Here is an 18,830-nt window from a genome sequence, read left to right as displayed (position 1 = left end):
CGTCATGGCGCCTTGCCTGGCAACCCCCTGGGCCCGAATTTGAGTATTCGAATCAACCATACAGGCCACTAGCCGTGCAGGGTTTCCAGCCACTGGTCGCGGCTGATGCGGTACAGCACGTGCTTGCGCAACGGATGGTCCTCGGCCAGCTTGGGATGCTCGAAATCCGCCGACGGATCGTAGTGCATGCCGATGGCCTGCATGACCTTCTGCGAAGGGGTATTGGTTTCGGTGGTGAAGGCCACCACTTCCTCCAGTGCCAGGCGGTCGAACGCACAGCGCAAGGCGGTCCAGGCGGCCTCGCTGGCATAACCCAGGCCCCAGTGCTCATGGGCCAGGCGCCAGCCGATCTCCACCGCCGGGGTGAAGTCGGCGTCGAAGCCGACGTGGGCCAGCCCGGTCAGGCCGATGAACGCACCGGTGTCCTTGCGCTCCAGGGCCCACAGGCCAAAACCGTGCTCGGCGAAATGGCCGCGAAGGCGCCCGATCAGCGCGGCGCTTTCCAGGCGGCTCAAGGTCACCGGGAAATAGCGCATCACTTGAGGATCGGCGCACATCCGGGCAAATTCCGGCAAGTCGTCGTCACGCCACTGGCGCAACAGCAGACGCGCACTCTCAAGTTCCAGTATCGGCTCCATCATTCCCCCCTTCAGGTTTCCTTGCCACGCTGTTGCCTGCCCGCAAGTGTATCGCGCTGATAAGATCCTTCACTCATTCCTACATGAAATCGCCATGCCGTTGCCACTGATCTATCACGACGACTACAGCCCCGAGTTTCCGCCGGAGCATCGTTTCCCCATGGACAAGTTCCGCCTGCTGCGCGATCACCTGGTGGACAGCGGCCTGACCAGCGACCCGGCGTTGCTGCGCCCGCAGATCTGCCCTGTGGATATCCTCGCCCTGGCCCATGACCGGGCCTACATCGAACGCTACATGGCCGGCGAACTGTCCCGTGAGGACCAGCGCCGCCTCGGCCTGCCCTGGAACGAAGCCCTGGCCCGGCGCACCGTGCGGGCGGTCGGCGGCTCGCTGCTGGCCGCCGAACAGGCCCTGGAACATGGCCTGGCCTGCCACCTGGCCGGCGGCACCCATCATGCCCACTACGACCACCCGGCAGGTTTCTGCATCTTCAACGACCTTGCGGTGATCAGCCGCTATTTCCTCGAGAGCGGGCGCGTGGACCGGGTGCTGATCTTCGACTGCGACGTGCACCAGGGCGACGGCACCGCCCGCATCCTTGAAGACACTCCCGAAGCCATTACGGTTTCCCTGCATTGCGAGAAAAACTTCCCGGCGCGCAAGGCCCGCAGTGACTGGGACATCCCCCTGCCCATGGGCATGGGCGATGCCGACTACCTGCGGGTGGTGGACGATGCGCTGAACTATCTGCTGCCGCTGTATCAGCCGGACCTGGTGCTGTATGACGCCGGTGTCGACGTGCACAAGGACGATGCCCTCGGCTACCTGCAACTGACCGACGAAGGCGTCGCGGCCCGCGACGAAAAGGTCCTGCGCCACTGCCTGGGCCGTGACATCCCGGTGGTCGGGGTGATCGGCGGCGGCTACAGCAAGGACCGCCAGGCCCTAGCCCGCCGCCACGGCATCTTGCATCACAGTGCACAGCGGGTCTGGACGTCATCAGGCTGTCATTGAGTTGTGCAGGCTTACCCACAATGCCTGTGGAACCGCCTGTGGATAACCTGCGTGAAAGGCTGCACAGGCCTTGCAGAGCAAGGCTCACAGGTGACTGTATGTTTTTCGTACACATGCCGATGTCGTGCCGGTTCGATCGATGTGTGCAAGACAGGAGGGTCCTGCCCCGCACCGCCCACCCCACACAAGGCTGTGGAAAAACGTAGAATACGCGCCCCCATCCAGCCGATTCTCAGCCCGCCATGACCCGTCCAGCCCCCGATACTCCTTCCCGCGTCGCCATCATCGGCGGTGGCCCCGCCGGCCTGATGGCCGCCGAGGTCCTGAGCCAGGCGGGTATCCAGGTCGACCTGTACGACGGCATGCCCTCGGTCGGACGCAAGTTCCTGCTGGCCGGCGTCGGCGGCATGAACATCACTCATTCCGAGCCCTACCCGGCCTTTCTCTCGCGCTACGCCGAACGTGCACCGCAGATCGCGCCGATGCTGCGGGCGTTCGGCGCGGATGAACTGCGCGAGTGGATTCACGGCCTGGGGATAACCACCTTCGTCGGCACCTCCGGCCGGGTTTTCCCCAGCGACATGAAGGCCGCACCGCTGTTGCGCGCCTGGCTCAAGCGTCTGCGCGAGGCCGGGGTGGTTATCCACACCCGCCATCGCTGGACCGGCTGGCAGGACGGCAAGCTGGTTATCCACAGCCCGGACGGCGAAAAGCTCGTCAACCCCGACGCGACCTTGCTGGCCCTCGGTGGCGGCAGCTGGGCCCGGCTGGGCTCCGACGGTGCCTGGCTGCCGCTGTTGGCACAGCATGCGGTCGGGGTTGCGCCGTTGCAACCGAGCAACTGCGGCTTCGAGGTCGAGGCCTGGAGCCCACTGCTGAAGGACAAGTTTGCCGGCGCGCCGCTGAAGAACGTCGCTATCGGGCTGCAGCACGACGCCCTGCGCCTCGGCGAGTGCGTGATTACCGTCAGCGGGATCGAAGGCAGCCTGATCTACGCCTTGTCCGCCGGGATTCGCGAACAGATCAATCAGCAAGGCTCGGCCGTGATCGAGATCGACCTGCTGCCCGGCAAGACCCGGGAACAACTGCGCAACGCCCTGGCCAAGCCACGTGGCTCGCGCTCGATGGCCAAGCACCTGCACAGCCAGGTCGGCATCGACGGGGTCAAGGCGGCGTTGTTGCGTGAGCTGACGGATGCTGCCTGCTTCGGCGACCCCGAGCAGCTGGCAAACGCGATAAAGGCCCTGCCATTGAAGTTGGTAGCGCCCCGCCCGCTGGACGAGGCCATCAGCAGTGCCGGTGGCGTGACCTTCGAAGCGATGGATGAGCGCCTGATGCTCAAGGCGTTGCCGGGGGTATTCTGCGCCGGCGAAATGCTCGACTGGGAAGCGCCGACCGGCGGCTACCTGCTGACCGCCTGCTTCGCCAGCGGGCGGGTGGCGGGGAAAGGCATGCTGGAGTGGCTGCGGCGCCAGTCCTGAAGTCTGACGACTCGATGTTCATGATCGCTCCCACGCACCGCGTGGGAACGATCGGAAGATCAGGCTCAGGGCTTGCGCTTGCGCGGCCCGGTATTGAACGCCGGCACCTTGCGCACCGGTTTGACCGGCGGCGCCACGTCCTCCGGTTTCTCGCCACTGTCCACCCAGCGCCCCAGGTTGCGCTTGCCACCGCCCGATTCCTTGGGTTTCTTCGGCTTCTTCGGTTTCTTCACCACGTTGCCGGCCCCGTCGGTCTGCGGCACCCGGTGATCCGGCTCGAAACCGGCCTCGTCCTGCCGCTTGAGGGTCTGGCGGGTCAATGTCTCGATCGCCGACAACAGGTTCACTTCATCGGCACACACCAGGGAAATCGCCTCGCCGGTGGAACCGGCACGACCGGTGCGACCGATCCGGTGCACGTAGTCCTCGGCGACGATCGGCAGGTCCAGGTTGACCACCAGCGGCAGGTCCTCGATATCCAGGCCACGGGCCGCGACGTCGGTCGCCACCAGAATCTGCACTTCGCCCTGCTTGAAGCTGTCCAGCGCCCGTTGCCGGGTCGCCTGCGGCCGGTCGCCATGGATGCCGTCGGCACTCACGCCCAGTCCCTGGAGCTTTTCCACCAGTTGGTCGACGCCGTTGCGGGTCTTGGCGAACACCAGCACCTGTTTCCACTTGTTCTTGCGCAGCAGGTGCACGAACAGTTCCGACTTGCGCTTCTTGTCGACCGTCACCACCCACTGCTTGACAGTGCTGGCCGCCACGTTGCGCGGGCTGACCTCGATGCTCAGCGGATTGTTCAGCGTCTGCCCGGCGAGCAGGCGGATGGCGTCGGAGAAGGTCGCCGAGAACAGCAGGGTCTGGCGCTTCTTCGGCAAGGCCCGGTAGATGTTGCCCAGCTCTTCCTGGAAACCCAGGTCGAGCATGCGGTCGGCCTCGTCCAGTACCAGGGTCTGCAACTGGTTGAACTTGATGGCGTTCTGGCGAAACAGATCGAGCAGGCGGCCCGGAGTCGCCACCAGCAGGTCGACGCCGCGGCGCAGCTTCATCATCTGCGGGTTGATGCTGACCCCACCGTACACCGCGTAGGTACTCAGCGGCAGGTGCTCGGCGTACTGGCGAACGCTTTCGTGGACCTGCTCGGCCAGTTCGCGGGTCGGCACCAGGATCAGCGCGCGCAGCGAGTTGGCGGCGACCTTGGGGCCCTCCATGGCCAGCAGTTGCAGCAGTGGCAGGGCGAAACCGGCGGTCTTGCCGGTACCGGTCTGGGCCGCGGCCATCAGGTCGCGGCCGGCCAGCACGGCGGGAATGGCCTGGGCCTGGACCGGCGTCGGCTCCTTGTAGCCAAGAGTGTCCAGGGCCCGGGTCAGGGGTTCGATCAGGCCGAGAGTGGCGAATGTCATGCAAGTACCATAAAAAAGAGCACCGTAGGAAAAGAGTCAGCGCAAGAAGCCATGCGCGGCAGTTTAACCTGTCAGGCCCCTTTCGGCTTGCGCCACTGCGGCAAACCGATCAGCACCACGGCACTGATGATCACCGCCATGGCCAGGCATTCGTGCCAGCCAATGTGCTCGTCGGCGAACAGGATGCCCAGCAGCACCGCCACCGCCGGGTTGACGTAGGCATAGCTGGTGGCCGCCGCCGGACGGACATTCTTCAGCAGGTACATGTAGGCGTTGAAGGCGATGATCGAACCGAAGAACACCAGGTAGGCCATGACCACCCAGCCTTCGACGGAGGGCATGTGGGCCAGGCGCTCGCCGCGGGCAAAGCTGGCCAGCAGCAGCACCACGCCGGCCACCAGCATCTCCGCCGCGCTGGCCATGCCGCCGGGCGGCAGTGGCAGGTGCTTGCTCCACACCGAACCGAAGGACCAGGTGGCGGCCGCCAGCAGGATAAGGCCCGCACCCAATGGGCTGCCCTGCAGGTTGGAGCCCATGTTGAGCAGAGCGATACCGATCAGCCCGAGCACGATGCCGGCCCATTCGAGACGGGTGGCGCGGCCCCCCCAGAAGTAGCCGCACAGCAGGGTGAACAGCGGTACGGTGGCGACCGTCAGCGCGGCAATCCCCGAGGCCACGCCGATATGCTCGGCCAGGGTCACCGCACCGTTTCCGAAGGTCAGCAGCAACACGCCGATCACCGCGGCGGCCTTCCACTGCTGCCAGGTCGGCGCCGGCACTCCGCGCCAGCGCTGGTAGGCATACATCAGGGCACCGGCGATCACGAAACGGATCCCGGCCATCATCAGCGGCGGCCAGGACTCGACGCCAATGCGGATCGCCAGATAGGTCGATCCCCAGATGAAATACAGCGCGAAAAAGGCACCGATCAACGGTAGCGGAAAGCGGCGAGGGGCAGGCATGGGAGGCTCTGGGCAGGACAAGGGAAGGCTATTCTAGAAAGGCCTTCGGTAAATAATAAGTTACAAAACCGCGTAATCACGCCGGTGCACTTTCTAAATCATGGATATCACGGGTATAAACCGTGATTTCGAAAGTCGGCCTTGCGGAGACCCTGCAGATGGATAAATACGACCGTTTGATCCTCGGTGCGTTGCTGGAAAACGGCCGCGCCTCGTTCGCCGAACTGGCGCGCAAGGTCAACCTGTCGGCCCCGGCGGTGGCCGAGCGGGTCTCGAAGCTGGAGAGCAGCGGCGTGATCACCGGCTACCAGGCCAAGGTCGACCTGGACAAGCTCGGCCTGCCGATCCGCTGCGTGATCGAGTTACGGATGAACCAGCATGGCAAGCAGCAGATCTACGACGATCTGGCGCAGATCCCGCAGATCACCGAATGCCATCGGGTCACGGGCGACCCTTGCGTGATCATGCAGGCGGCGGTGGGCTCGATGGGCGAGCTGGAGGACCTGATCAACCGGGTGGCCCAGTTCGGCCTCAGCAAGACCTCGGTCGTGCTGTCCAGCGCCATCGAGCCGCGGGTGCCACTGGGGCACCTGGAAACCAACGGCAATGGCAAGGCCAAGGGCTGACAAGACATGGAAGCTGGCTACAGCTTGTGGTGATCGGACCAGGGGGATGTGGCGATCAAGCTTTTGTGGCGAGCGGGCTTGTCGGGACGCCGCACCGCCGCGCTGGGGCGCAAAGCGGCCCCGAAACCAGACAACCGAGAACGCCCAGGCCACTGAGGTGTCCGGTTTTACGGCTGCTTCGCAGCCGAGCGCGGGCAAGCCCGCTCGCCATAGAGTCATTCAGGTCAGCCCCTCACCAGAGACAACCACTCCCAGCCACCGGCACCACCTGCGGCATGTCCCGCAGGCGGATCCAGGGCTCCTTGCGCCAGTGCAGCAGGCTCAGTGCCCCTCCTTGCCACTCCAGCAAGCCCAGGCTCGGCGCCTGGGTCTGAGCCGGTTGCGGCTGGTCGCGCAACATCGGCAGCACCTGGTGAGTCAGCCACTGGCGCAAGTGGCGGTTCTCCGGCAGGTAGTGATAGACCAGCATCGCATAGACACCGGACTCGCTGATCATCAGATGTTCCTCGGGGCCGCTGTTGCCCTGCAGGTTCAGGGTACGACGCTGATCCGGGTCGAGCTTGACCGCCTTGCGCTCGTGCCACTCGATCCCCATCAACCGCCCGACATCACGGGCGCAGAACCAGGCTTCGTCATGCAGGAGCAAGGCGCGGAGTTTCAGGTGGTGGCGGTTAAATATCTGCGGTTCGAAGGCCATGTTGGCTGCAGGTCCAAGCTGCCCTGACGCACCAGAAGCAGTGCCGTTATCAAGAAGGCCTTGTATGGTTTCAGCGAGACTTTCGAGAATGACTTTTCCCATTTTGGAACACTCCGAGAGATTCAAGGAGCTGCCATGTAAAGCCTTCCTACGGACTTGGGTGGCAGCCGTACGCGGGGTAGGAACCGAGCTCTCTCGGACACTCGGCCACGAATCAACGTGCCCGCGCACGGCCACCATAAAGGGCACACTGGCTAAAGAAGCCAGCGAGTATGGTGGATGCTCAGTATCGAAAGAGTCAATTGCAAGGGTTCCTACGCCCTGTCACCGATTTGGCGATGACGCGGAAAGGCTAGCGGCGATACACCACACGGAAAAGACAGCACATGTCGCCACCAGAAGTACGACATTTCCCAAAGTCGGGAAAATAGCCGTAGGTACCGTGCAGGCTTATCCATCTCCCCATACTATCCCTATCTCTGCAAATGGCTGATGGCGAGGAGTTTGCCCAGAATCTTACGAGCGGTTCAAATTCGGACTGAATTAGGTTCATACTAGTCAAGGATCATCCGGCCCAGCCTGATACTCCAACACACCGCTCGCACCTCGATGGAGACAGTCGCTCATGCGCGTCGAGACAATCAGCTACCTGAAAGCACATGCGTCCGATCTGGACCTTCAAGAACCGATGATCGTTACGCAAAACGGCAAGCCGGCTTATGTCGTCGAATCCTATGAAGATCGAGTTCGCCGGGATGAAGCCTTGGCCCTTGTCAAGCTACTGGCTATCAGCTCTCGCGAATATGCCGAAGGCAAGTTCCTGACGGCTGACGAAATGCGCGCTCGTAGAGCCAGAAAATGACCCGTACGGTTTTCACCCACGCCGCCATCCGCTCGATCGACATGCAGGAACTCCATCTGGCCAACAAGGTTGGCCATCAAGCCGCCTCAAAGTACTTTGGTGAACTGGAAGATAAAGTAGAAAACCGACTCAACGACCACCCGGAATCCGGACAGCTCTGCCTGCAAGCTGCGGAACTGGGGGCCATTCAGTATCGAGAACTGAATTACAATCCTTATCGGGTTATCTACAGCCATGACGCCGCCAGCGACACAGCCGTTGTGCACCTGGTATTGAATCAGGCACAAAACGTGAGGGATTGGCTGGTGCATTACTGCCTGATTAAAGATCTCGATTAACACGACTCAGGGCAACACTCATCCTGGTTTGATTCAAACACCCCGATACCGCTTCAACTGCTCCCCCACCTTCGCCGCCGGCACTTTCTGCAGCTTGCACAACAGGTCATGGGACAACTCCCGCAGCCCGTGCTTGTCACGCAATTCCCCAACCATATGCGCCAGCAGGTTCGCCGCCATCTCGGCATCGGCCATGGCCCGGTGCGCCTTCCCGGTATTGGGCAACTGTGCATAGGTGGTCAGGGTGCCGAGCTTGTGGTTCGGCGCCGCCGGCATCAGGCGGCGCGCCAGCAGCAGTGAGCAGGCAAAGTTCTGCAGGCGGGTGCGCTTGATCCGCGATAGCTCGTAGTCCCAGAACTTCTGGTCGAACGCCGCATTGTGCGCCAGCAGCGGCGTGACGCCGACGAACTGGTTGACCTCGTTCATCACCTGCTCGGCCGATGGCGCCGTGCGCAGCATGGCGTTGCTGATGCCGGTCAGTTGTTCGATGAACGCTGGCACTCGCACACCGGCATTCATCAGGCTCTGGTAACGGTCGACGATGCGCCCCTCTTCCAGGATGACCACGGCAATTTCCGTCGCCCGGCAACTGCTGCTCGGCGAGATCCCGGTGGTTTCAAAGTCGATGACCGCAATACGTTCCAAAAGCCCTGCCCTTTCAATAATCGGTTGTTCAGTTTTTCAGCAGCAACGCGCCTTCGATCGGCACGTAGCGGCTCGCTGCGCGAATCAGCGAGTTGGCGGTCAGCCCCGGCACACCGTAGGCCACCGCGTCGACCCCGTGCCTGGCGATGATGCGTTCGAGCAGCAGGTCGAAGTCGCCATCGCCGGAAGCCAGCACCACTTCATCGACATTCGGTGCCGCATCCATGATGTCGAGGGTGATGCCCACGTCCCAGTCGCCCTTGGCCGAACCGTCGCTGCGCTGGATGTACGGCTTGAGTTTCACCGTGAAACCCAGGTTGCGCAGGATCTGCTGGAATTGCTGCTGCTTGCTGTCGCCGCGGTCGATCGCATAGGCATAGGCCTCGACGATTTCCCCACGCCGGCTGATATCGGCCCACAGGGCGGCATAGTTGAAATGGCAACCATAGGCCTGGCGGACGGTGTAATAGAGGTTCTGCACATCGGCGAACACAGCGATTTTCTTCACCGCGAATCCTCATGGCGCAGACGCGCACTGGCGGGCTGACGGACACTCGAAAGCGAGCAGACGCCCAGTATGCCAGCATGGGGCAAGATTCCGCGAACAATCGCCACCTGCGCTTCGTCCGCGAATGGCCGGGAAGACGGCCTTCCGTAGGGGGATAAGGGTAGTCCGGGGCACCCTGGCGCCCCGGATTGCGAGGAATCAGACGTAGGAGTCGTCGTCAGAGAAGGCGCTGTCGTCGCTGTCGAGGAAACCGCCCTGGTCGTTATTGCCCCAGGCGTCGTTGTTGGCCATACGCTGCTCGTCGCCCCAACCGCCACCATTGCCCCAGCCATCGTTGTTGCTCATCGGCGCGGGCTCGATGATTTCCTCGATGATCTGCGGCTGTTGCTGGTTGTGATGGAACAGGCTGCTGATACCTTCGGCCAGCATCACGCCACCGGCCACGCCCGCGGCGGTTTTCAGCGCGCCACCGAGGAAGCCGCTGCCGATCGGCGCGGCCGGGGCCGCCTGCTGTGGTGCGTAGCTGGGTGGAGGGTTGTAGCTCTGCTGCGGCTGGGCGTTGAAAGCTGGCCGCGCCGGCTCACGCCAACCGCCACCCGAGCTGGCAGGTGCCGGAGCCGGCGCCGCTTCGCGATTGCCGCCACCGAAGAGGCTCGACAGGAACCCGCCACTGCTCTGCGCCGGTGCCGCGCCCTGGGAGCGAGCCTGCTGCAGTTCAGCCTGGAGTTGCTGGAGTTGAGCCTGCAATTGCTTGTTCTGCTCGTCGAGACTCTTGATCGCGTGCTCCTGCACCAGGATCGATTGAGTCATGTAGTACGGCGCAGCCGGCTGGCGCGTCAGATGCTCCTTGATCCGCGCCTCGGCCTGGACGTCACGCGGGGCTGAATCCTTTTCGGCTTGTTGCAACCGTGAAAACAGTCCATCGATCAGGGTTTGCTCTTCGCTATTCATGGCGACCTCATGAGATTGCCGGGTAGAAATCGGTCGTCCGGGCCAACGCTGGCAGGGACGTGCATCAGTTATGGGGTTGTTGCAGGAAGTTTCAATGATCCTTACGCAACGTTTACATTTGAGTGTCGGCCAGCCGCATCGGTTAAAGTGGCGCCTTGCTTTGACCTTGATAGCGATCCCATGACTCCGTTCACCGTACTGCGCGACTCCCTGTATTTCTTCCGCCGCAACCTGGGCCGGATCGCCGGGCTCTGCCTACCCCTGATAGTGCTCGAAACGGTGCTCCAGCACCTGCTGGACAGCGCCATCGGTCCCGACGCCCCACCCACCTACGACCTGCTGGCCGGGCTGGTGGTCTACCCGCTGTACACCGCGGCACTGATCCTGTTCCTCGATGCCCGTACCCGCGCAGAAGCACCCGCCAATCGCGTACTGCTGGCCGCGGCCCTGAGCCTGTGGCCACGCATGGCCCTGCTGGCGGCGACCACCACCGTGGCGACCGTGCTGGGTTTGTCGTTGTATTTCCTGCCCGGCATCTGGCTGACCGTGGTCCTGGCTTTCGCCGAATACCGGCTGGTGCTGAACAGGAGCGAGCCCCTGCGGGCGATGAAGGAGAGCTTCAATCTCAGCCGTGGGCATTTCTGGCTGATCTTCACCTGCATCCTCTGCGTCATGGCGCCGCTGTGGATACTCAAGGGGATCACCGCCAACCTCTACCCGGAGCCGCAGAACCCGCTGCTGACGCTGGTCATCGACAGCGCCCACAGTTTTTTACAACTGTTCACCAGCGTCGTGCTCTTCCGTTTGTATATGCTGATCAGCGAAAAGCCTGGCCGGGACTGACCGGACAGCCCTCAGGGAGCGGGGTTAACCGCTGACAAGGCTGTCGGGTATGCTCCCACATCAACTGCAACGTCATAAGCCGCGCCCATGACCCGTTTATTACGTTACACCGTTCTGAGCCTCGTCCTGATCGCCGCCCTGCTCGGCCTCGCCCTCTACAGCCTGACCTGGCGCCCCGCCGACAAGGAAACCCTGCCCGTCAGTTGCACCGCCCAGGCGCCGGTGCTGGTCGCCGGCCAGGCGCTCAAGGTGATGACCTGGAACGTCCAGTACCTGGCCGGCAAGCGCTACGTGTTCTGGTACGAAACGGCCGACGGCAACGGCAAGGATGAACGCCCGACGCAGGCCGACATGGCCTTCAGCCTCGATGAAGTCTCGCGGGTGATTCGTGACGAGCAGCCGGACCTCGTGCTGTTGCAGGAAGTGGACGACAACGCCAAGGCCAGCGCCTATCAGGATCAGCTCAAACTGCTCCAGGAACGGGTCGCCGACCTCTACCCGTGCAGCACGCAGGCCTTCGACTGGAAAGCCGATTTCGTGCCCAACTGGCATATCCTCGGCAGCGTCGGCCGCAAGCTGGCGATTCTCAGCCGCTACCAGGTCGAACATGCCGAGCGCCTGCAACTGCCCCTCGGCCCGGCCAACCTGATCGCCCGCCAGTTCCAGCCCCGCCCGGCACTGCTGCTCAACTACCTGCCGATGAGCAATGGCGATCAACTGGCGGTGATCAACACCCAGCTGGCGCCCTTTGCCCAGAACGATACCCAGTTGCGCCAGGTGCAGGCGACCACCCATCTGCTGGACAAGCTCGAAAGCCAGGGCACGCCCTGGCTGATCGGCGGCGATTTCAACCTGCTGCCCCTGGGCCAGTATCTGCGCCTGCCGGCGCAGTTGCGCGGCGGCTATTCGGCGGACAGCGAACTGCACGTGCTGTGGGACAAGTACCCGATGATCCCGAGCAACAATGAAGCCAGCGGGATCGACCGCGAGCAGTGGCTGACCTTCTATCCGAACAACCCCGCCATCAGCGGCCCGGACCGCACGCTGGACTACTTCTTCTACAGCGCGAAGATGCGCCGGGTGCAGGCACAGGTGCGCCAGGACGATACGCTGAAGATCTCCGATCACCTGCCGCTGGTGGCGCGGTTTCTATTGCCGGCCGGGCACTAGCGGCCTTCAGTGCCCTCAGTGGGTCGCCGCCGGCTTGGCGTCGATCCGCACCCGCATCAGCCGGTAGGGTTTTTCCCGCTTGTCCTGCCCATCATGGAAACCGGGCGAGCGATGCAGCTGGTTGGCGGTGAAGTAAAGATAGCCGTCCGGCCCGATCGACAGGGTGTCCGGCCACTGCGCCCGCGGGTCCTGGACGATGGTCTGCCAGCGCCCGTCGGGCAGGCGCTGGCGGATGGCGTCGTGTTCGTAGTCGCCGGCATACACCGAACCGTTGGCGTCCGCCTCGAGGCCGTCCGAGGCGCCCTTTTCCCCCAGGTCGACGACCGCCTTCTCCAATTCGGCCTCGCTCACGCTGGCGTCGCGCAGCAACGCGGTCGAAATCGAATAGAGGTGCCGGCTCGACAGCGGGCAGAAGTACAGGGTCTGGCCATCGCTCGACAGGGCAATGCCGTCGGAGGCGACCTTGAGGAAGCTGTTCCCCCCCTGGGCGTCACGGGTGATCAGTGCCGGCTTGCCCTCGATCACCGGGACGAAGGACGGGTCGACCGAAGTCGACTTCGCACCGCTCAGGCGCCGGCTGGCGTTGCCAGTGGCAAGGTCGACCACGATGATCCCGCCGGGACCGCTGACGGAAGAGTCGGTCACATAGGCGACACCGGCCTGGCCGACGCGGAAGTCGAAGCGCACATCGTTGACGTAGGTACTCGGCAGGATGACGCTGGCGGGGAACACCAGCGTCTTCACCACCTTGTTCGAGGCCAGGTCGATCGCCACCAGCTTGGCGCCCCCGGCCCTGGGTCGGGAAAACCCGGGAGCGGCGGTGTCGAGCACCCAGAGCCGGCCACGGCCATCGGCGACCACGCTCTGCACGCTGATGAAGCCGGCGGCGGGGTCCTTGGGATCGGCGGTATTGATCGACCGGTTCGGGTAGGCGACCAGCTTGCCGTCGACGATTTCCGCCACGGTGAATTCGACGTTGTCACCCCAGCGCGGGAAGTTGACGAAGATCCTTCCGGTTTCGCTCACCGTCACCCCCGTCGGCATGGCGCCGTCGAACGCGTAGACCTGTTCGAGAGCGGCCTTGCCGGTCGGCGTGGCGGCCTGCTCGGCGAAAGAGAAAGCGCTGGCGGAAATGGCCAGCGCGAGGCTTGCAACCTTGAAGAGGGTTTTCATTTTCGATTTCCTGGACTTCGAACTGACACTGCCGGGAGCCCGCCACCTCATCAGAGGTTGGCACCGACAGAATGGGAGTGGTGTCAGGCTATCCGTGCCGCTCAATCGGAAAAACCGCCCGATCGGGGCAAGACCTTCAATGTTTCATTGAAAATGCTGGGGCACCTGCCGGAACACGGCAGGTGCCCACCCACTCAGGCGACAGGAATCGGGTTGTCGACCAGCGACAGGTTGAACTGGTGGATCAGCTCATGCTCGCCCTGGCCCTGGTTGGCACGCAGCGGCACGACCCGGTCCACCAGTACTTCGGTGGTCGCGGTTTCGAGCTTGACCAGGGTTTCGCGGATGAACTCGTCCAGCGGCATGGCGCGCTCGTCGCCGCTCTTGTGGATCAGGTCGGTGTCCACCCACGGCGGCGCGATTTCCAGCACCTTGACGCTGGTATCACGCAGGGCGAAACGTTGCGACAGCGAGTAGGAGTGGATCGCGGCCTTGGTCGCCGAGTACAGGGCCGTGGCCGCCAGTGGCAGGTAGGCCAGTACCGAACTGTTGTTGATGATGTACGCCTCGGGCTGGCGCTTGAGATGCTCGACGAACGCCGCGCTGATCCGCACCGGGCCGAGCAGGTTGGTTTGCAGGAGGCCTACGGCCTGCTCATCGTCGTAGTCACCGGAGCCAGGATTGTCGAAGGGCATGATGCCGGCGTTGTTGATGACCACGTTCAGCGACGGATGGCGGCGAATGACTTCCCCGGCGACCGCCTTGATCTGCTGCGGATCGTTGATATCCAACTGGATGGTGTCGATCCCCGGGTTGGCCCGGGCGATCTCGTCCAGCAGGGCCTGGCGCCGGCCGGCGATGATGACCTGGTTGCCACGCTGGTGGAACGCCTCGGCCAGGGCCCGGCCGATACCCGAGGTGCCGCCGGTGATGAAGACAGTGTTTGCGCTGAGTTTCATGGGTCGTGTCCTTCTCAATGAACGGGGATCAGTTGGCGCTGTAGCGAGGCGCCAGGCGGTTGCTGGAAAGCTGGCTGAACAGGGCCTGCCGGCTGGCTTCGTAGTGTTCGAACGGTTGCAGGTCATGCAGCGACGGAATGGAAATCAGCACATCCCGGTCGAAGTCCTGCAGGGCGCCGTCGACCAGGTCGGAGGCCGACATCACGATGCCCGGGTCGAGGTTTTCCAGCGGCAGGCCGCCGATCTGCCAGAAGTCGGTCGCGGTCGCCCCGGGCAGGACGGCCTGGACCTTGATGCCCTGTGCCGACAGCTCCTTGTGCAGCGACTGGCTGAAGGCGGTGACATACGCCTTGCTGCCGCCGTACACGCCATTGAGCAGTTCCGGGGCCAGGCTGACGATCGACGAGATATTGATCAGCGCGCCCTGCCGGCGGGCGATGAAGCCCGGTACCGCGGCGTAGGTCAGGCGGGTCAGCGCGGTGACGTTGAGGCCGATCATCTCGGCCATCCGCTCCACGTCGCTTTCCAGCAGGCTGGTGTGGGTGCCGATCCCCGCATTGTTCACCAGCAGGGTGATGCTCGCGTCTTCGCGCAGCTTGCGCTCGACCCGGGCCAGGTCCTGCGAGTCGGCCAGGTCCGCCGGGAAGACTTCGACGTTGCGCTGGGTGTCGGTGGTGATGCGGCTGGCCAGCATGTTGAGGCGGTCACGGTTGCGGGCCACCAGCACCAAGTCGTAACCGCGACGAGCCAGGCGCTCGGCATAGATGGCACCGATTCCGCTGGAAGCGCCGGTGATGAGGGCGGTGCCTTTGTGTTCCTGAGTCATGTTGCTGCTCCGTCATGTGTGGGGGACTGGAGCCATGATGCGGAAAACCGACTATGTCTTAAACGACGTATATGGTAGTTTTTCAGGACATCAGAACAGGAGCATTGCCATGCACCGAGTGGGCTATCTGCTGACCGAAGGTTTTCAGGTCATGTCCCTGGCGACCCAGGCGGTTTTCGAGTTCGCCAACATAGTCGCGGGGGAGCCGGTCTACCGGATCCAGAACTTCTCCCTGGCGGGAGGCCTGGTGCGCTCGTCCCTGGGCATGCAGATCGACACGCTGGCGCTGGGCAAGCCCGGCCTCGCCGACAGCTGGATGGTGGCGGGCACCCTCGAGCCGCTGACGCCACCAGACGCGGGCGTGCTCGACAGTGTGCGCGGCTTCACCGAAAACGCCCGGCGCACGGCGGGGATCTGCACGGGTGCCTTTGTCCTGGCCGCAGCGGGCGTGCTCGACCATCGTCGCGCGACCACGCACTGGGCCTATGCCGCGGACCTGCAGGCGAATTACCCGGACATCGAGGTCGAGGACGACCGGATCTACATCGTCGATGGGCCGGTATGGACCTCCGCCGGCATGACCGCCGGGATGGACATGACCCTGGGGATGGTGGAGAAGGATCTGGGGCCCGAGCTCGCACGGTCGGTGGCACACCGCCTGGTCATGCATCAACGCCGCTCCGGCGGACAGTCGCAGCACTCCGAACTGCTGTCGCTGTCACCCAAGTCGGACCGGATTCAAAGCGCCCTGGACTATGCCCGCCAGCACCTGAGCCGGCCGTTGAGCGTCGAGGAACTGGCCGAGGTGGTGCACCTGAGCCCGCGGCAGTTCACCCGCGTGTTCACCGCCGAGACCGGCCAATCGCCGGCCAGGGCCGTGGAGAGCCTGCGGCTGGAGGCGGCGCGGTTGATGATCGAGCAGAGCCGCCACAGCCTGGATGTGGTGGCCCGGGAAACCGGCTTCCGGGACCGGCGTCACATGCGCGAGGTGTTCATCCGCGGCTTTGGCGTGCCGCCGCAGGCGGTGCGGCGGGACGCCCGGCGGGTTGGCTGAACAGACGCCGATCACGCGCCTGCAGGTGGGCGGTGTCGGGTGGTTATTTGCGCGGCTTGGCCCGCGCCGTCGCCTCGGCCACCAGCGGATCATCCGGCCAGTAGTGCTTGGGGTAACGCCCCTTCAGATCCTTCTTCACGTCGGCATAGGTGCTGCGCCAGAAGTTCGCCAGGTCCTGGGTCACCTGCACCGGCCGTCGCGCCGGAGACAGCAGGTGCAGCTTCACCACCTGCCGGCCGCCGGCCACCCGCGGCGTCTCGGCCAGCCCGAACAGCTCCTGCAGGCGCACCGCCAGGATCGGCGGCTGCTCGCTGTAGTCCAGGCGGATCGACGAGCCCGACGGCACGCTCAGATGGTGCGGGGCCAGTTCGTCCAGGCGCTGCGGCAACGGCCACGGCAGCAGGTTGTGGACGATGCTCGCCAGTTCCAGGTTGGCGAAATGGCTGAGCCGCGAAACCCGCCCCAGGTAAGGTGCCAGCCAGTGCTCCAGGCTCGCCAGCAGGGCCGGGTCGCTGACGTCCGGCCATTCGCTCTCGCCCTTGTCCGCCAGGTCAAGCTGGCGCAACAGGGCCACCCGCGCCTGCCACTGGCGCAGTTCCGGCGTCCAGGGCAACAGTTCGAGGCCCTTGCGCCGCACCAGGTTGACCAGCGCCTGGCTGCGGGCGCTCTCGTCCAGGCCGGTCAACGGCTCGCGACTGAGCACCAGTTCGCCAACCTTGCGCTGGCGTTCGGCACGCAGCACGCCCTCACGCTCATCCCAGTCCAGTTGATCGACAGTGCTCACCTGCTCGGCCAGCACCGTGTCGAACAGAGCGGGGTCGAACTCGGCCGCCAGGTAGATCCGCTCTTCGCGCTGCCCCTGGCGACTGCCGAGGTCGGCGATCACCAGCCAGGGCTGCTTCATCAGACTGTCGGTTTCGCTGAACATCGCCGCGCGGCCGTTGGCCAGGCGGTATTCCGCACCACCGGCGCGGCGCTGCTGGGCGACCCGGTCCGGGTAGGCCAGCGCCAGCAGCGCACCGAGCCAGCGCGAATGCTCGGGATCGGCCACCGGCTCGGTCGCCTTGCCGCGCAGGTAACCCCGGTATTGCCGCGCCAACTGCCGGGCGCGCTGCACCCCGCCCTGTCCACCGCGGGCCACCCGCTGCTCACCGGCCAGCAAGGCCAGGCGGCTGTGCAGGTCGGCACCACCGCCACGCTGGATATCGCGCTCGCCGAGCAGGGCCGCGACATCGCAGGCCATGTTCGCCAGACCCAGCGCCTGGCCACGCAACAGCAGGTGGGCGATACGCGGATGCGCCGGCAGCTCGGCCATGGCCTGGCCATGGCGGGTCAGCGTCGGAGCCTCGCCCGGCCTAACCGCCAGGGCCCCCAGGCGCTGGAGCAGGTCGCGGGCCTGGGCAAACGCCGCGGCCGGGGGCACATCGAGCCAGACCAGTTGCTCGACCGCCACGCCCCAGCGCGCCAGTTGCAGGGCCAGCCCGGCCAGGTCGGCCTGGAGAATCTCGGCGCTGCCGTAGGCCGCCAGTTGTTCATGCTGGGCCTCGGACCACAGCCGATAGCACACGCCCGGCTCCAGGCGCCCGGCCCGGCCGGCACGCTGGGTCGCACTCGCGCGGGAAATGCGCTGGGTATCCAGGCGGGTCATGCCGCTGCCCGGGTCGAAGCGCGGCACCCGCGCCAGCCCGGCGTCGATCACCACCCGCACGCCGTCAATGGTCAGGCTGGTTTCGGCGATGTTGGTCGCCAGCACCACCTTGCGTTTGCCCGCCGGGGCCGGCTCGATGGCCGCACGCTGGGCCGCCAGGTCCAGCTCGCCATGCAACGGGCAGAGCAGGATCTCCGGGCGGCTGCCCAGGGCTTCCTCCAGTTGCTGATGCACGCGGCGGATCTCAGCCTGCCCCGGCAGGAACACCAGCAGGCTGCCGCTTTCATCGCTGACCGCTTCGTGCACCGTCTGCACCACCCGCGGCTCGATGAACTCGCCGGGCTGGAAAGGCCGCCCCCAACGGGTCGCCACCGGGAACATGCGGCCCTCGCTGCGCACCACCGGCGCGTCCCCCAGCAGGCTGGACAGGCGCTCGCCCTCCAGGGTCGCCGACATCAGCAGGATCTTCAGCGGCTGCTCGTCACGAAACATCTCGCGACCATTGAGGCTCAGGGCCAGGGCCAGGTCGGCGTCCAGGCTGCGCTCGTGGAACTCGTCGAAGATCAGCAGGCCGACGCCCTCCAGGGCCGGGTCATCCTGCAGGCGCCGGGTCAGGATACCTTCCGTGACCACTTCGATCCGCGTGCCGGGGCCCACCTTGCTCTCCAGGCGGATACGATAACCCACGGTTTCGCCGACCTTTTCCCCCAGCTCCGCCGCCAGCCGCTCGGCCGCCGCACGGGCCGCCAGGCGCCGAGGTTCGAGCATCAGGATGGTTTGCCCGGCCAGCCACGGCTCGTGCAGCAGCGCCAATGGCACCCGGGTGGTCTTGCCCGCGCCGGGCGGGGCTTCGAGCACGGTTTCGTGGCGTTCGCCCAGGGCCTGGCGCAGGGCAGGCAAAACTTCATCAATCGGCAAGGAAATCATGGTGGCTCCAGAACAGGCCGCCGAGTATAACGGCGAACCGAGCTGCATTAATCACGGTCTTATTCGTTGACCCTTGTATAGTTGGCCTTTCCCCCAGGAGATCC

General features: G+C 64.6%; 19 protein-coding genes. 8 read left to right on the top strand and 11 right to left on the bottom strand.

Going from position 1 to position 18,830, the window contains the following annotated elements:
• Nucleotides 1-68: 68 nt before the first annotated feature.
• Nucleotides 69-638, bottom strand: a complete 570-nt coding sequence (locus ACMGT0_RS04805) for a GNAT family N-acetyltransferase (RefSeq protein ID WP_416771678.1) — start codon at nucleotides 636-638, stop codon at nucleotides 69-71.
• 94 nt (nucleotides 639-732) lie between these two features.
• Between ACMGT0_RS04805 and ACMGT0_RS04800 the strand changes: the two genes are divergently transcribed.
• Together ACMGT0_RS04800 and ACMGT0_RS04795 are read left to right on the top strand one after the other, a co-directional pair.
• Nucleotides 733-1,653 (top strand): histone deacetylase, encoded by a 921-nt coding sequence (locus ACMGT0_RS04800; protein ID WP_416771677.1) that lies wholly within the window; start codon nucleotides 733-735, stop codon nucleotides 1,651-1,653.
• A gap of 242 nt (nucleotides 1,654-1,895) precedes the next feature.
• Complete coding sequence (locus ACMGT0_RS04795) at nucleotides 1,896-3,134, top strand: TIGR03862 family flavoprotein (protein WP_416771675.1); 1,239 nt, start codon at nucleotides 1,896-1,898, stop codon at nucleotides 3,132-3,134.
• A 65-nt stretch (nucleotides 3,135-3,199) separates the two neighbouring features.
• Here ACMGT0_RS04795 and ACMGT0_RS04790 read toward each other — a convergent pair whose 3' ends face one another.
• Complete coding sequence (locus tag ACMGT0_RS04790; protein ID WP_054063750.1) at nucleotides 3,200-4,537, bottom strand: DEAD/DEAH box helicase; 1,338 nt, start codon at nucleotides 4,535-4,537, stop codon at nucleotides 3,200-3,202.
• Between the two features lie 71 nt (nucleotides 4,538-4,608).
• Entirely contained in the window at nucleotides 4,609-5,499 is an 891-nt protein-coding gene (yedA, locus tag ACMGT0_RS04785) for a drug/metabolite exporter YedA (protein WP_054058685.1), read from the bottom strand.
• 158 nt (nucleotides 5,500-5,657) lie between these two features.
• On the opposite strand from yedA, the gene ACMGT0_RS04780 reads away from it, so the two are divergent.
• On the top strand, nucleotides 5,658-6,125 hold the full coding sequence (locus tag ACMGT0_RS04780; RefSeq protein WP_054058690.1) for an Lrp/AsnC family transcriptional regulator: 468 nt from the start codon (nucleotides 5,658-5,660) through the stop codon (nucleotides 6,123-6,125).
• Nucleotides 6,126-6,357: 232 nt separating this feature from the next.
• Here ACMGT0_RS04780 and ACMGT0_RS04775 read toward each other — a convergent pair whose 3' ends face one another.
• Complete coding sequence (locus ACMGT0_RS04775; RefSeq protein WP_054058684.1) at nucleotides 6,358-6,822, bottom strand: Bro-N domain-containing protein; 465 nt, start codon at nucleotides 6,820-6,822, stop codon at nucleotides 6,358-6,360.
• Between the two features lie 625 nt (nucleotides 6,823-7,447).
• Between ACMGT0_RS04775 and ACMGT0_RS04770 the strand changes: the two genes are divergently transcribed.
• Nucleotides 7,448-7,684 carry a type II toxin-antitoxin system Phd/YefM family antitoxin gene (locus ACMGT0_RS04770; protein ID WP_416771672.1) on the top strand — a complete coding sequence of 79 codons (237 nt, stop codon included), beginning with the start codon at nucleotides 7,448-7,450 and terminating at the stop codon, nucleotides 7,682-7,684.
• Nucleotides 7,681-8,022 carry a type II toxin-antitoxin system RelE/ParE family toxin gene (locus tag ACMGT0_RS04765; RefSeq protein WP_054058682.1) on the top strand — a complete coding sequence of 114 codons (342 nt, stop codon included), beginning with the start codon at nucleotides 7,681-7,683 and terminating at the stop codon, nucleotides 8,020-8,022. Before ACMGT0_RS04770 ends, ACMGT0_RS04765 begins: the two co-directional genes overlap by 4 nt.
• 33 nt (nucleotides 8,023-8,055) lie before the next feature.
• Here the strand turns inward: ACMGT0_RS04765 and ACMGT0_RS04760 are convergent, their stop codons facing one another.
• From ACMGT0_RS04760 to ACMGT0_RS04750, 3 genes are all read right to left on the bottom strand, one after another.
• Nucleotides 8,056-8,667, bottom strand: a complete 612-nt coding sequence (locus ACMGT0_RS04760; RefSeq protein ID WP_054058681.1) for a PolC-type DNA polymerase III — start codon at nucleotides 8,665-8,667, stop codon at nucleotides 8,056-8,058.
• Nucleotides 8,668-8,695: 28 nt separating this feature from the next.
• Complete coding sequence (locus ACMGT0_RS04755; RefSeq protein WP_054058680.1) at nucleotides 8,696-9,175, bottom strand: NYN domain-containing protein; 480 nt, start codon at nucleotides 9,173-9,175, stop codon at nucleotides 8,696-8,698.
• Between the two features lie 198 nt (nucleotides 9,176-9,373).
• A complete protein-coding gene (locus tag ACMGT0_RS04750; RefSeq protein WP_416771670.1) occupies nucleotides 9,374-10,126 on the bottom strand; it encodes a DUF2076 domain-containing protein in 753 nt (250 codons plus the stop codon).
• Between the two features lie 180 nt (nucleotides 10,127-10,306).
• Between ACMGT0_RS04750 and ACMGT0_RS04745 the strand changes: the two genes are divergently transcribed.
• Entirely contained in the window at nucleotides 10,307-10,969 is a 663-nt protein-coding gene (locus ACMGT0_RS04745) for a YciC family protein (RefSeq protein ID WP_416771668.1), read from the top strand.
• Between the two features lie 87 nt (nucleotides 10,970-11,056).
• The gene (locus tag ACMGT0_RS04740; RefSeq protein ID WP_054058677.1) at nucleotides 11,057-12,139 is read left to right on the top strand and encodes an endonuclease/exonuclease/phosphatase family protein; all 1,083 of its coding nucleotides are present in this window, start codon (nucleotides 11,057-11,059) and stop codon (nucleotides 12,137-12,139) included.
• A 15-nt stretch (nucleotides 12,140-12,154) separates the two neighbouring features.
• On the opposite strand, the gene ACMGT0_RS04735 is transcribed toward ACMGT0_RS04740, so the two are convergent.
• From ACMGT0_RS04735 to ACMGT0_RS04725, 3 genes are all read right to left on the bottom strand, one after another.
• Nucleotides 12,155-13,312: an L-dopachrome tautomerase-related protein gene (locus ACMGT0_RS04735; protein ID WP_054058676.1), complete on the bottom strand. Its 1,158-nt coding sequence runs from the start codon at nucleotides 13,310-13,312 to the stop codon at nucleotides 12,155-12,157.
• Between the two features lie 194 nt (nucleotides 13,313-13,506).
• Nucleotides 13,507-14,271 (bottom strand): SDR family oxidoreductase, encoded by a 765-nt coding sequence (locus ACMGT0_RS04730; RefSeq protein ID WP_054058675.1) that lies wholly within the window; start codon nucleotides 14,269-14,271, stop codon nucleotides 13,507-13,509.
• Nucleotides 14,272-14,299: 28 nt separating this feature from the next.
• A complete protein-coding gene (locus ACMGT0_RS04725) occupies nucleotides 14,300-15,097 on the bottom strand; it encodes an SDR family NAD(P)-dependent oxidoreductase (protein ID WP_054058674.1) in 798 nt (265 codons plus the stop codon).
• A 109-nt stretch (nucleotides 15,098-15,206) separates the two neighbouring features.
• Between ACMGT0_RS04725 and ACMGT0_RS04720 the strand changes: the two genes are divergently transcribed.
• On the top strand, nucleotides 15,207-16,151 hold the full coding sequence (locus ACMGT0_RS04720; protein ID WP_054063746.1) for a GlxA family transcriptional regulator: 945 nt from the start codon (nucleotides 15,207-15,209) through the stop codon (nucleotides 16,149-16,151).
• 43 nt (nucleotides 16,152-16,194) lie between these two features.
• Here ACMGT0_RS04720 and hrpB read toward each other — a convergent pair whose 3' ends face one another.
• Nucleotides 16,195-18,726 (bottom strand): ATP-dependent helicase HrpB, encoded by a 2,532-nt coding sequence (gene hrpB, locus ACMGT0_RS04715; RefSeq protein ID WP_416771664.1) that lies wholly within the window; start codon nucleotides 18,724-18,726, stop codon nucleotides 16,195-16,197.
• Between the last annotated feature and the right edge of the window lie 104 nt (nucleotides 18,727-18,830).

The sequence above is a fragment of the Pseudomonas sp. RHF3.3-3 genome (genome assembly GCF_048069595.1).
GTDB classification, from domain to species: Bacteria; Pseudomonadota; Gammaproteobacteria; order Pseudomonadales; family Pseudomonadaceae; genus Aquipseudomonas; species Aquipseudomonas fuscovaginae_B.
Note: the sequence above shows the minus strand (reverse complement) of the source record. Positions and strands in the feature narration are given on the sequence as shown.

Coding starts and splice junctions, on each gene's coding strand:
- ACMGT0_RS04775 (WP_054058684.1), bottom strand. CDS start 6,822: ATGGCCTTCGAACCGCAGATATTTAACCGCCACCACCTGAAACTCCGC.
- ACMGT0_RS04740 (WP_054058677.1), top strand. CDS start 11,057: ATGACCCGTTTATTACGTTACACCGTTCTGAGCCTCGTCCTGATCGCC.
- ACMGT0_RS04725 (WP_054058674.1), bottom strand. CDS start 15,097: ATGACTCAGGAACACAAAGGCACCGCCCTCATCACCGGCGCTTCCAGC.
- ACMGT0_RS04720 (WP_054063746.1), top strand. CDS start 15,207: ATGCACCGAGTGGGCTATCTGCTGACCGAAGGTTTTCAGGTCATGTCC.
- ACMGT0_RS04765 (WP_054058682.1), top strand. CDS start 7,681: ATGACCCGTACGGTTTTCACCCACGCCGCCATCCGCTCGATCGACATG.
- ACMGT0_RS04745 (WP_416771668.1), top strand. CDS start 10,307: ATGACTCCGTTCACCGTACTGCGCGACTCCCTGTATTTCTTCCGCCGC.
- hrpB (WP_416771664.1), bottom strand. CDS start 18,726: ATGATTTCCTTGCCGATTGATGAAGTTTTGCCTGCCCTGCGCCAGGCC.
- ACMGT0_RS04730 (WP_054058675.1), bottom strand. CDS start 14,271: ATGAAACTCAGCGCAAACACTGTCTTCATCACCGGCGGCACCTCGGGT.
- ACMGT0_RS04750 (WP_416771670.1), bottom strand. CDS start 10,126: ATGAATAGCGAAGAGCAAACCCTGATCGATGGACTGTTTTCACGGTTG.
- ACMGT0_RS04780 (WP_054058690.1), top strand. CDS start 5,658: ATGGATAAATACGACCGTTTGATCCTCGGTGCGTTGCTGGAAAACGGC.
- ACMGT0_RS04790 (WP_054063750.1), bottom strand. CDS start 4,537: ATGACATTCGCCACTCTCGGCCTGATCGAACCCCTGACCCGGGCCCTG.
- ACMGT0_RS04770 (WP_416771672.1), top strand. CDS start 7,448: ATGCGCGTCGAGACAATCAGCTACCTGAAAGCACATGCGTCCGATCTG.
- ACMGT0_RS04735 (WP_054058676.1), bottom strand. CDS start 13,312: ATGAAAACCCTCTTCAAGGTTGCAAGCCTCGCGCTGGCCATTTCCGCC.
- yedA (WP_054058685.1), bottom strand. CDS start 5,499: ATGCCTGCCCCTCGCCGCTTTCCGCTACCGTTGATCGGTGCCTTTTTC.
- ACMGT0_RS04800 (WP_416771677.1), top strand. CDS start 733: ATGCCGTTGCCACTGATCTATCACGACGACTACAGCCCCGAGTTTCCG.
- ACMGT0_RS04805 (WP_416771678.1), bottom strand. CDS start 638: ATGGAGCCGATACTGGAACTTGAGAGTGCGCGTCTGCTGTTGCGCCAG.
- ACMGT0_RS04795 (WP_416771675.1), top strand. CDS start 1,896: ATGACCCGTCCAGCCCCCGATACTCCTTCCCGCGTCGCCATCATCGGC.